Origin of the sequence: Marinomonas sp. PE14-40 (assembly GCF_051623805.1) — a bacterium.
GTDB lineage: Bacteria > Pseudomonadota > Gammaproteobacteria > Pseudomonadales > Marinomonadaceae > Marinomonas.
The window spans coordinates 502,850-515,033 of sequence record NZ_CP130700.1 but is presented as its reverse complement, the minus strand read 5'-3'; the positions used below and the strand labels follow the sequence as shown (position 1 = coordinate 515,033).

At 37.8% G+C, this 12,184-nt stretch carries 9 protein-coding genes; 1 reads left to right on the top strand and 8 read right to left on the bottom strand.

The window, feature by feature from the left end; translation table 11 throughout:
- Positions 1–248: 248 nt before the first annotated feature.
- The 6 genes from Q0A08_RS02405 to Q0A08_RS02380 all read right to left on the bottom strand — a co-directional run bounded on the left by Q0A08_RS02405 (position 249) and on the right by Q0A08_RS02380 (position 7,374).
- Positions 249–785, bottom strand: coding sequence for an isochorismatase family protein (locus Q0A08_RS02405; protein ID WP_438464568.1), 537 nt, complete (start codon positions 783–785; stop codon positions 249–251).
- Between the two features lie 190 nt (positions 786–975).
- Positions 976–1,737, bottom strand: coding sequence for a substrate-binding periplasmic protein (locus Q0A08_RS02400; RefSeq protein ID WP_438464567.1), 762 nt, complete (start codon positions 1,735–1,737; stop codon positions 976–978).
- 224 nt (positions 1,738–1,961) lie between these two features.
- Entirely contained in the window at positions 1,962–3,347 is a 1,386-nt protein-coding gene (locus Q0A08_RS02395; protein ID WP_438464565.1) for a hypothetical protein, read from the bottom strand.
- Positions 3,348–3,541: 194 nt separating this feature from the next.
- Positions 3,542–4,606: a hypothetical protein gene (locus Q0A08_RS02390; RefSeq protein WP_438464563.1), complete on the bottom strand. Its 1,065-nt coding sequence runs from the start codon at positions 4,604–4,606 to the stop codon at positions 3,542–3,544.
- 64 nt (positions 4,607–4,670) lie between these two features.
- Positions 4,671–5,570 carry a LysR family transcriptional regulator gene (locus tag Q0A08_RS02385; RefSeq protein ID WP_438464562.1) on the bottom strand — a complete coding sequence of 300 codons (900 nt, stop codon included), beginning with the start codon at positions 5,568–5,570 and terminating at the stop codon, positions 4,671–4,673.
- A gap of 259 nt (positions 5,571–5,829) precedes the next feature.
- Entirely contained in the window at positions 5,830–7,374 is a 1,545-nt protein-coding gene (locus Q0A08_RS02380; RefSeq protein ID WP_438464560.1) for a M20/M25/M40 family metallo-hydrolase, read from the bottom strand.
- A 772-nt stretch (positions 7,375–8,146) separates the two neighbouring features.
- Here Q0A08_RS02380 and Q0A08_RS02375 point away from each other — a divergent pair.
- Positions 8,147–10,039: a methyl-accepting chemotaxis protein gene (locus tag Q0A08_RS02375; protein ID WP_438464558.1), complete on the top strand. Its 1,893-nt coding sequence runs from the start codon at positions 8,147–8,149 to the stop codon at positions 10,037–10,039.
- A gap of 44 nt (positions 10,040–10,083) precedes the next feature.
- Here the strand turns inward: Q0A08_RS02375 and nhaD are convergent, their stop codons facing one another.
- Both nhaD and Q0A08_RS02365 read right to left on the bottom strand, forming a co-directional pair.
- Positions 10,084–11,478: a sodium:proton antiporter NhaD gene (gene nhaD, locus Q0A08_RS02370; protein ID WP_438467592.1), complete on the bottom strand. Its 1,395-nt coding sequence runs from the start codon at positions 11,476–11,478 to the stop codon at positions 10,084–10,086.
- 97 nt (positions 11,479–11,575) lie between these two features.
- Positions 11,576–12,154, bottom strand: a complete 579-nt coding sequence (locus Q0A08_RS02365) for a GNAT family N-acetyltransferase (protein WP_438464557.1) — start codon at positions 12,152–12,154, stop codon at positions 11,576–11,578.
- Between the last annotated feature and the right edge of the window lie 30 nt (positions 12,155–12,184).

Here is a 12,184-nt window from a genome sequence, read left to right as displayed (position 1 = left end):
ACCAACCTAAGTGAACAAAGTACCTATTAACTCTATTAAATAAGTGAACTATTAACCAGTTTGAATAAAGGAAATACAGAAAATTTACCTTGATGTTTTTCATCTAGTTTTCAAAATCATGAAAATTAACGTCTAACAAGTAAACCTTTTGAGGCAGTTAAGGCTTGATAAGCTAGATATAAGAGATTGAGAGACTGCTAAATACACTCTCTCGCCACAGGGAGAAGATAGGGAGAACTGAACTTAAGCTATTTAACTAGCTTGATTAACTCTTTAAAGACAGCACCTTCAGCTTTTTGCTGTAGTTCAAATAATGCCATTTCAGATCCAGTCAATTTTGCGCCTGCAGTTTGCATTGCATTAATGCCAAGCTGTTTATTTTCTAACGTTCTTGAGCTTACTGCGTCTGTCGCTAGATGCACTTTTAAGTCCATAGCAAGTAAATCACGAACCGTTTGATAAACACAAATGTGACATTCAATCCCTGCTACTATCCAATCAGTTTTATCATTAGCTAAAATTGCATGCTTAATTTCATCAGAGCCTAATGCGCTAAAACTTGATTTAGCGTAAGCAGTGCCAGTTAAATGCTTTGCAATGTTAGGATGGGTAGTACCAAGTTTTTCAGGTATTTGTTCAACCCAAATAATAGGTAGATTAAGTAGCTTAGCTCCCTGAATAAGAACTGCGGTTTGTTTAAAAAGGGTTTCTTTATCATGCATTTGCTCTGCAAGATTACCTTGAATATCGACAATAATTAGGCCTGTATTTTCTCTATTAATCATAACTACTCGCTTAAGTTAGACTGACACATCATTGTCACATCACATATGGGGAAAAGTCGAAAAGAGTTGAGTCGACCTCACTTTGATAAGAATGACAACCCATCCACTTTAATGCGGTCACATTTTATCTATTCAAAGACATATTACAATACAAGGCGTTCTCGCCTAGTGTTAAAAATAAATAAGAAAACTATCGATAAAACTCTCGCTCAAAGTAATCATCAATAATTTGTTGATACTCTCCATTTTGCTTTAGGCGCGCCAAGGTTTTATCAAATTTATCTCTTATTTGTGTTAATTTGCGCTCCTTAGAAAAAGCGATATAACTAGGTAAATTCTGAACACTTATAGGCAACTCTTTTACGTCATTCTCCCTATCGAGTTTTTTTAAGATATGATAACCACCATATTTTGTACTTGCGACCATATCAACTCGTCTCTTTAGCAAGAGCCCAAAATTTTGTGTTCCTTCATTTGCCTCTTCAACTCGTTTAAAAGTATTGGCCTTGATAGCATTATCCAGCTTTAATCCATAACTAATCTTACGCACCACCCCTAAACTAAAGCTCTCTAGTTCTCTTAGGTCGCCGTCAAATGATATTTTTGAGTCTTTACGAACAAATAAAGACACAGCTTGCTGCATCAGAACTTGGTTTGAAAAGTCGGCAAATCGCTCACGCTCAGGATTCTTAAAGGCGGTAAAAACAGCATCGCGACTTCCTTCTTTGATATAGCGCATAGCTCTTGCCCAAGGTAGTACTTCAATCGTTATTGGCTGATTCATTTCTTTAAACGTTCGCCTAATAACATCAACAGCTAGACCTTTTAACTTGCCATCTTGGGTATATTCATAAGGAGGGTATTCTAAAGTGACAAGGCGTAATGTTTTAGCCTGAACAAGAGATGTCATAACAAGCGTAGCGGCAAGAACAATGAAAAGACGGTAATGCAAAATATCCCCTCCCTTAAATATTGAATAACGTACAGGCTAGCAATAATCATAAAGATAACATGAACTTAAGTAAGGTGCGAACAGATAGGTATTTCAATTTTTCTTATCACGAGCCCCTAACAGTCACTTGCACGAATAAAAGATTTCACAGAAAAAGCCTCCTATAACATTTAAATTGTTATAGAAGGCTTTTGTGAACATTTCATTAGAGACGCTATTCTATGCTATTCAGGGACAAGTAAGTCCCCAACACCTTCAGCTACAGCACCTGCTAACTTACCAGGAATACCTTTAATCTGATTTCCCATAAAGTTCTTAATAGTCGTGCCATTTTTCAAGTTCTCACGATTAATTTTTTTAACCGCTGCTTCAAATGCTTCTTGGTCTGTGCCTGGGATAAAGTTGGTTTCCCCTCTCGCCGCATTTAAAGCCTGCATTGCCCCAGGTTTTTTGCTGGTAATCTGAATGCCTTCAGCGATAAATGCCTTAGCTTCTGATTGTAAATCACGATAAGCACTGTAAGTTGATTTCTGGCAGTACTCATTAAAATTACCGACCTTCTTGCGTCTTACCCAAGCTTTCGCTTTTTTAATCGAATACCCCATTTTCATGGCTCTTGTGGGTTTAGCTTTTTTCGCTTCAATTAAATTAATAAAATTATAGGGCGAACCGAAAGACGGCATACAAACAACATAAGAAGCAAGAACTGGCATATCAGTAATTGCCTTTCTAAACCACAATCTAAACTCTTTGTCTGTGAGTTTTTTATTTTTCATTTTATTGCAGTCAAGTACGTATAATCTGAATTTCTCACGCATTTTCTCTTTGTCGATAATGCCTTTAAAAAATAAAAACAACTCAACGACCGCTGTAACTACAGCTGAAATAGCAGCAGAGCCACCTGCAGTAGCAATAGCAGCAGCACCTTTTACAGTACTAAATAATGCTCTACCACCAGATTCAATGGCTACGCTTGCAATTTCTGAACGAATTCTTTCAATAACGTCACTGGCAACTGGGTATTTAGCTAGATCAGATAAACGTTCAGTTTTAATTCTAATAAAAACTTTATCTAGAGCTTTTATTACTTCTGTAGTTGCTGATTTAAGATCCCCTATCCCTGGTGCAATTTCGCCTATTACTTTTTTAACAGCTTCGGGAATCAAGTTGAAGATTTCTTTACATACTCTATCGAGAAAAGCGCCACATGCTTCACCGATTTTTAGAACATCTATATAAGCAACGATTTTTTCTTTGATTTTGGAAATAATTGCAGTAACTAAGTCAACACCTTGTGTTATATAACCATCTTTTCCGGTTGCAAGGTTGCTGATGCCATCGTACAAGTCGTTAACTTTACCACCAAAATCACATGCTAATGGTAGTAACTCCTCCTGCACTTTTTCTCTTGGCGTTCGCTCATCACACACCAGCTTGCTACTTGAAAACACTTCTAACAAAGCGCCATACAAGGGTGTTAATGTCATGCTTGTTCCAGTGGTCGGCATAATTGGGCTCCCCAGAATTATGAATTTATCAGTGGCTAAAAAATAAGATTTTTTATAACCAAAAACCTTATTTTGATTAATTATTTTCGAAGCATATATCAATAATGTGCAGTTACCATGAATCAGTTTTATCTAATTTATGCTGCTAAAGAGACAAACCTGTCATCAATATATGTAATAGCACTGAATTTATCCAACCTAGTTTCATTTAAACAATTTTCTATCATTCTTTACCCATTTCACTTCTCGTTATTTCTCAAATTGAGACCTCTATTAAATTAATGACATTTTAAGAGTCATATTGAAAAACGAGATTTACACTTAATACGCAGTTTTTTTAACCTAAGTCGAGCTGAAATAAATAGACTGATGAAAACCATAATGGCAGTAGAACCAGAGCCAATCACACTTGCTGGAGCACCTTTTAACCCTCCACCTCCTCGTGTGCCTTTAAGTGTATCAATCTCATAAATACTATCTGGGATATTCGTTAACTCATAAGGAGATCCTGCTTCTGTCTCACTATACTCATCATTTAAAAAGGCATTTAAAGGGTCTGTATCACCACTATTAGCCTCAAATAAAATGTTTCTAAAAACACTTTTATCGATATCCAAACTGCCATAATCAATTGCTAGCTGAATAGAGTTATCAACTAGTCGAGCGCTGATGTCTGATGTGCTACCTTCTGAGGTAAGTTCTGCATAACCAAAAGTACCTTCGTCCGTGACGGTAAGTCCTGTGCCTGTCACCCCTCCATCAAGTGGATCGTCATACCAAGCTTGGGTATTATCAAAAGCATTTTCACTTAAAAATGAATCAGTTAGGTTATCTCCAGCACCACTTACTGCAAACATATAACCCGTTACAGAATCATTATTAGAAGCAGCAAAGTTATCCCGAGACGAAACCCTTACTCTGTAAGTTTCATTGAAACCTTCTAGCGTAGAAACGCCTGAATTAATAGAAGAATCACCCACCAAGTCGATAGAGAAATAAGCATGCTCATTTTCTTTATCAAGGGCCACACTTGCCGTTGAAATATCTAAAAACTCATAATAAGTTTCAGCGGCTGGCAGACCGCCTAATTCGCTATTCATAGTTGAAGTAGGTCGCTCGTAGAGCTCTTTTCTATATTTATCTGCACCTAAATCTATATTCCATAAACTCGCATCTTCGTTTGCATTATCGTCTGTTCTAGCATCAGTATAAGTTCGCACGTTAAGTTGATCTTGCCAGTCATCTAAAAAATCACTAGCAAAAACAGGTGTCGAGATAGTTACACTCACTAGGCCAAATACAAATGAGCTTGATATCATTTGCTTATATTTAGTCTCTGATAGCACACTATAAATTGTCATTATGCTTCTCCTAAAAACGTCACGTTATAGGATTAGGCAAATAACAAGCCAAGGTAGTTGTTTATTAGCTATAATTAACTAAGGTATTTTGTTTGCTAGCAAAAACTTCCAAGATAAACTGCTTAAAACGCCTTAATCTAGCAACCTCACGGTAATCCGGATGAGACAATAGCCAAATTTCATAATTAAGTTGCGGTTTAGCACTAGGAATACGTATTAATTCATCACATTTATCAGCTAAAAAACATGGAAACATCCCCATTCCCATCCCTGCTTTAACGGCTTCAAGATGAAGTAACCCTTGGTTAAATGTATGAATACAAGGAACATCAGGATAAGGTGATTTTAATACCCAATCAGGCTGCTTTTCAGAGGTCCAACCTAGCCAACGCGCAGTAATAGCTTCACCTTGCAAAGTATGTTCTGCTAAATAAGCAGGCGTTGCATATAAACAGGTTGCTACATCTGATAACTTACGTCCAATTAAGTTTTCTGGAGGTACAGCACCTCTTTCAATAAAACGGATAGCAATATCGGCCTCATAACGAGATAGGTCAAAACGATTGCTAGAAACTGTGATGTTTAAGTTAATTTGGGGAAACTCTCGACTAAAGGTTACAAGCTCAGGCATAAGGAGTTTATTGGCAATTACATCAGGCGTGGTTAAATGCAGATTTCCAACCAATTTGGCATCTTTGCCCATTAGAACTTGTTCTGCACCTCTCATCGCCTCTTCCGCTTCTTTGGCGTAGTGAGATAAGGCTAAACCATCTTCTGTCATCTGATAGCCAGAAACATTACGATTAAAAAGCTTACTACCTAGACTTTTTTCTAACTGATCAATACGACGAGAAATCGTTGAATGGCTCATCCCAAATTCTTCTGCCACCGCCCTCGCACTACCAGAACGACTTAAAGCTAAAAAAAATTTAACATCATCCCAATTTATGGTTTCTTTATGCACCAAACAAGCCCTTATTCTGCAATATTGTTGCAGAAAGTCTCCATGCAATTTTAACTTCGGTCAAGCTAATTCAATTCTCCTGCTTCAGCAAAACATAAGTTGATTCATTTCTCTGCCAAACTAACCATCAAATTTTGCTAAGTCTCCTTAACTTTAAACAAAAAGAGCACCTTACAAAATAAGGTGCTCTTCAGGTTTGATTTCACATGTAAGGGCTTTTTTGCGATAAAAAGCTAGATCTCAATGCGAATAGGTTAAGCTATTTTGGTGTATATGTTGCGCTGATATTATAGCTAGAGGAACGACTGCTATAACCTCTCACCATGATATAAGGCTCATTACCATTTGCAGGTACAGTCACAGTACAACTTTCAGTACTACCGCTTGCATATGGGCGACACTCCCAATTGCTAGTCGAAGCTTCACTACCCAGTGCTACATAAAGGTCAGCATCATTTGTCCCTGTCATTTCAACAATGACATCTGTACCCGCTTTAGCAGGAACAGAACCTAGCTGAACTTCTTCATTTCGGCTCACAGAACCAGAGAAGTTAAGTACTTCAACCTTTGGATTTTCAGGTGTTGGATTATCCCCCAAGCTACCTTTTGCAAGTTCTCCCATGTAAGACAAGGCTAATTTGGCAAAAGGTACAGAAGTCGTTGCGTTAGCATCGCTGTTAGCTAAGGTATCATTCGTTGTGTGGATATTTGGATTGATATCACTCATGCTACTTTCAAACGGCATTGAAGCAGCAAAACCTTGTTGGTACCAAGACGCGTGGTCAGAACAACCATAGCCACAACTTGAATAACCCACATTGATATTTTGATAGGTGCTAATTAAATCAACCAAGAAATCATTTTGAGCGCTGTTGGTATAGTCAGTAAAGATAGTGATATCTTCAAATGAGCCATGGAAGTTAGTCATATCTAACTGCATAACACCAATGACATTCACTCCATTCGCTTTATAGTCTTTTGCAATTGCATCAGAACCAAGCAACCCCACTTCTTCAGCGGCATACCCCATCAATTTGACGGTTTTTTGTGGGTGATAATCTTTTTCTACCACAACCGTAAGTGCTTCAGTTAATACTGCAACGCCTGATGCGTCATCATCAGCACCTGGCGCGAATGTCCCTTCACGAGTTGAGTTACCTACTGTTGAGTCAATGTGAGCGCCAAGAACAACAACCTCGTCAGGGGTGTCTGTGCCCGTAATAGTCAAAATAATAGAAGGTTGATCCCAACTAGCATGCTCGAAATATTCAACTGAGATATCACTACGGCCTTGTGCAATAGATACCCAATTATCATGAATCCATTGAGCAGAGGATAAACCAGATGAAGTCGTGTAATAGCGGTTAGCATATGAAGTCGATAAATGCTCTATCGTCATAGCAATATTAGATGCATTTACGGCATCTACCATTGGTGTCACGTTATCTGCATTATTAATGCTATAGCTTGTCGCAATTAAAGTATCAGCTTGGGACGCTTGTACTTCTGCTAGAGCTAGCTCAGCCGCTTCTAAACTTTCATGGCTAGTATAACCACCACATCTATGATTATTGACATGTAACATTTCTGAAAAAGTGGCGACATCAGAGCTCGCCATTTTATAAATGTTAACGCCTTTATTGCTTGAAATGCTCTGAATACTTGGTGCGGAGCCCATTATCATCATTTGCTTAACTGAGTTTTCATTGCTTCCATCAGTCACAATCCATGACTGCTTTTCTTCAGCATAAAGGTTACATGCCAGTAAAGTACATATCGCAGCTGTTATTTTATTAAGTGTCATTTGATACTACCTATCCATCTGGTTTGAATATTTAAATCTGAGTTCTTAGTTACTTTTTGAGTAAAAAATATTTAGATTTATTCGCTTGGTTGCTTATTCTGTCGACCCATATTGGCTTTACTTTTAAAATAAAATAAGACCTTATTAATCTATTAGGATCACCATAAAAAGCTGACGATTACTCTAAAAGACAGTTTTTTGAATTACTACTGAATGAGACTCACTATCAAACAAGCTCAAAAAATAGGCTGTTTTGAGGGTAAAAAGCTCATATTTTGGCTTTCACTTTGTATGACAAAAAGTATGTTTTATGAAAAAAATTATTTCTAAAAGTGACTATCTGAAAGAAAACAAACCAATTTTCTAGCAAATTAGCGCTAATTTAAGTCAGTTTCACCTCTTTAATAACCTTAATTTTTTTCATCATGCGCCTCTTCCAACAACATAAAGTTTCGGCTCACACTACCTGCTTACTTCCTAACCATAAAACGTGATAATGCTGCTTGTTTTATAAGCTATATTGAGATAGTTACATTTTCTTACACTTAAACCTTAAATAACCATCAAACCATTGATATGTAAGGATTTAGTAAAAATTTAGTAACTTAATTATGATTATAAGCCAATAATTGACTGATCGGTCAGATTGTTTTAATTCAGTATTATCGCTATCCTTTAACCCCTCATCAGCCATAACTTTCAATGACTTAAATCAAGCTTTGACATTCATTTGAATTTTTATGGTCAGCCTTTCTATTCTTCGGAGTACATCATGACCCTAAAACTCAGACTAATTTTAGCCTTTGTCCTTGCTGTAATTATCACCACAATGACAATGGGATTTCTTAGCTTCTATCAAGCACGGACGGTTTTATTAGAACGCGTTATGGAGTCAGAGTTACCGGCTCAGATCGCTCAAATAAAAAGTGAGATAGATAGCGAGATCGAGTTGCTTACTGCAACAGCGGAAACTTTAGCCAACAATCAATTTATTCTTAATTGGGTGGAACGTGGCTTTCCTAAGGATGAAGAACAAAATCTAGTCAATTTACTTAAAGATATTAAGCAGCAGTTTAGTCTTGAAGTGGCTTCATGGGCAGATAGAGAAACAGGAAATTATTGGGACCAAAATGGCTTTCTCAGAACGTTAAAGCCAGGTAAAGATGATTGGTTTTTTGGATTTACCACATCAGGTAAAGAAGCAAATATGAATGTGAGTACCAGCGAAGATGGGAATAGCGTGATCTTATTTGCAAACTATCAAAACCTAAATGGTCGAGGCTTAGCTGGCTTTGGTATGAAGCTTGACCATATGACAGATTATTTAGAGAACTTTAAAATTGGTGACACAGGTTTTGTTTATTTAGTTGATGAGAACGGTAAGGTAAAAGTCCATAAAGACAGCCAACTACTAGAAAGTGCAGATTTAACCAGTTTATATGATAGCGCTATCAGCAGTACCTTATTGAGTAAAAATGAGCTTAATATCCTTGATAATGGTCATAGTGTCATTGCCAGTAACTATTTACCTTCCATGGGCTGGTACTTAATTGCCGAAATCCCTAATGATTCAATCTATGGACCAGTAACAAGTATGGGACAAATCTTACTTATCCTCGGCATAGCTTTAAGTATCATTAGTGCTCTCGCCGCATCTTTAATTGCCGCTAAATTAGTTTTCCAACTAGGTGCTGTTGCAGATAATTTAAAAGAAATTGGTGAAGGAGATGGTGATCTCAGCCACAGATTGAATACAGATGGCTCTTTAGAGATAGCCAATATAGGTAAGGGCTTTAATAACTTTGTACAAATGATTCAACACCTTGTTAAACAAGTGATGCAGGACAGTGATAAGTTAAATCAGGCGTCACAAGGCATCTCAGCAACATCTGATAGAGTTCGTAAAGACGCTAAGTTACAAAGCGATCGTACCTTACAAGTCGTCTCAGCGATTACTGAAATGGAAGCAACTGTACGAGAAGTGTCTAATAATGCGTCTCAAGCCGCGGAGGCAGCTAGTCAGGTTAATACCGAAGTAAACGAAGGGTTAAAACTTGCGTCAGAAGCTAAGAACATCATAGAGAACTTAGCAGATGAAAGTGATCAAATTAACCTGACGGTTTCAGAGCTTGCTAAAAAGACAGATCAGATTGGTAGCATTTTAGAAGTAATACGCAACATATCAGAGCAAACGAATTTACTTGCTTTAAATGCAGCGATTGAATCTGCACGTGCCGGCGAGCAAGGCCGTGGATTTGCGGTTGTTGCTGATGAGGTACGTGCGCTTGCACAAAGAACTGCGCAATCAACAGATGAAATTCAAGACATGATCAATCAATTACAATCTGAGGCAAGTAAAGCTTTGAAAGCCTCTCAAAATGGCCGCTCTAAAGCGATAGAGGGTGCTGAATCTGTACAACAATCAACCGCGTCACTTAATAAGATAGCGGAACAAATTGTGTCCATGAATGAAACGAACCATCAAGTGGCGGTTGCAACTGAACAGCAACTCATTGCCGTCAATGAAATCAGCCGCAATGCCACAGAAATTCAAAGTTCAGTCGACGCTAGCCTTGATATGGCGAATGGTCTTTCAGATAGCAGCCAAGACCTAACTGAATTATCTAATGCGTTAAACCAACTTGTAATGCGTTTTAAAGTATAAATAAAACTCAATCTATTACACTTAAGGTCTCAAGTTTTAGGGCCTTAAGTGTTGATCAATAGATGGCAATAAATACTCGCCCCATAACCCAGAGCAATCACAGGCATCCATTTTAAGTGAGTATAAAAGGTATATTGACCTCTAGCCTGCCCCATTAAAGCGACCCCTGCTGCTGAACCAATAGACAATAAACTTCCTCCAACTCCTGCTGTCAAAGTCACAAGCTGCCATTGGCTATATGACATATCTGGCGCCATGGTTAAAACAGCAAACATGACAGGAATGTTATCGACAATAGCTGACAAAATTCCCACTAGTATATTCGCCTGTGTTGCTCCCAACTCCCCATATAAAAAGGTTGAGGTAAGACTTAAATAGCCGATTAACCCTAAACCACCGACAGCCAGAATAATGCCGTAAAAGAAGAACAGAGTGTCCCACTCTGATTGGGCAATCTTATCAAATACATCAAAGTTATATGGATCATCTTCTGAGCCCGGTGGATTTTCTGTTTGCTGAGTCCATTGGTTTGATTTACGCATTAGGTAAAAACTGTATAGTTTTAAATAGCCAAGACCAAGCATCATGCCAAATACAGGCGGTATATGAAGGTAGCTATGTAAACAAATGGCCGTCAATATGGTGAGAAGGAATAGTAATACCGTTGTACTCCCACCAAACTTCATCACCCTCTCACTGGTGACAGAAGACATTGGGCAACCTTTAGCAATTGCAAATTGCATAATAAAGGCAGGCACTAGGTAATTAACAAGCGATGGTATAAAGAGGTCAAAAAAACCTGTAAAGGCAATCACACCTTTTTGCCAAACCATAAGCGTTGTTATGTCACCAAATGGACTAAAGGCCCCACCAGCATTGGCTGCAACGACGATATTAACGCATGCCACCCCAATGAATTTGCTATGACCTTCTCCAACAGCCATCACCACAGCACACATAATTAAAGCCGTGGTTAAGTTATCGGCAACAGGGGATATAAAAAAAGAAAGTATGCCAGTTACCCAAAATAAAGATCGATAAGAATAGCCTTTATTTATAAGCCAGTTGCGAAGTTGGGCAAATACTCCTCTTTCTAACATGGCATTTATATAAGTCATTGCGACTAATAAAAAGAAAAACAGCTCTGTGTATTCTAAGAAATTATGGCGAATTGCATGTTCAATATGTTCTGATTTATCAGCTACTTTGTACACATAAGCCAATAGAATCCAAATTAAGCCCGCTGCAATTAAAACCGGTTTTGACTTTCTCAACCCTAATTGCTCCTCAAAAATGACGAACACATAGGCACAAATAAATATCCCAAGAGCGGTATAACCTACCCAGGATTGAGTTAAGTCTAATGTTTCATGAGTTTGGGCAAAAATTGGCCAAGAAAAAAAGAGCATTAAAACTAAAGATAGGTACTTCATCAACATCCCCCTAGCAATCGATTCAACTAAGGCTAGCACAATGATGGCAAGTTAATGTTTTAATTTACTAATTTTGTTTCTAAATCAATAAAAGCCTCATAAATTACTTTGATAACAGCCAATCATCAGATGATATTCTGTAAAGGCAATGACGCCTTAGTCTATGCCCTTCTTCTAACATTCCATGATCAAAATCTTGATTCATATTTTGCATACCAATCTTTTGCATCACTCTTTGAGAGGGCTCATTTAATAAGCTGGTAAAGGAATATACCTCATCAAGCTTTAGCTCTCTAAAAGCGTAATCTAATGCTAACTTCGCAGCTTCTGGTGCATACCCTTTTCCCCAATGACTTGCAGCTAAACGCCAACCTATTTCAACCATAGGAGCATGAGGAATACCTGTTCCTGTCTCCACTTTATTTAATCCAACAAAGCCGATAAAGGTATTACTCTCGATTAATTCAAGCGCCCAAAAGCCATAGCCATTTTCGCTAATATTTATCTTTAAACGTTCTGCCAGCTTATCACTTTGTTTTCTGTCTAATGGGTTTGGAAAGAATTCCATGACTTTAGCGTCACCATTGAGTTTGGCAAAAGCGGCTAGATCACTTTCTTGCCATTGCCTTAGCTTGAGTCTTTTAGACTCTAAATACGGTTTATCTTCTAACACTTTCTTCATCCTTAAATATATTTTCAACTGCTTTTATTC

What these genes read in the sequence shown, in the direction of transcription:
- Q0A08_RS02390 (WP_438464563.1), bottom strand. Translation starts at nt 4,606, where the DNA reads ATGACAATTTATAGTGTGCTATCAGAGACTAAATATAAGCAAATGATA.
- Q0A08_RS02375 (WP_438464558.1), top strand. Translation starts at nt 8,147, where the DNA reads ATGACCCTAAAACTCAGACTAATTTTAGCCTTTGTCCTTGCTGTAATT.
- Q0A08_RS02380 (WP_438464560.1), bottom strand. Translation starts at nt 7,374, where the DNA reads ATGACACTTAATAAAATAACAGCTGCGATATGTACTTTACTGGCATGT.
- Q0A08_RS02365 (WP_438464557.1), bottom strand. Translation starts at nt 12,154, where the DNA reads ATGAAGAAAGTGTTAGAAGATAAACCGTATTTAGAGTCTAAAAGACTC.
- nhaD (WP_438467592.1), bottom strand. Translation starts at nt 11,478, where the DNA reads ATGTTGATGAAGTACCTATCTTTAGTTTTAATGCTCTTTTTTTCTTGG.
- Q0A08_RS02405 (WP_438464568.1), bottom strand. Translation starts at nt 785, where the DNA reads ATGATTAATAGAGAAAATACAGGCCTAATTATTGTCGATATTCAAGGT.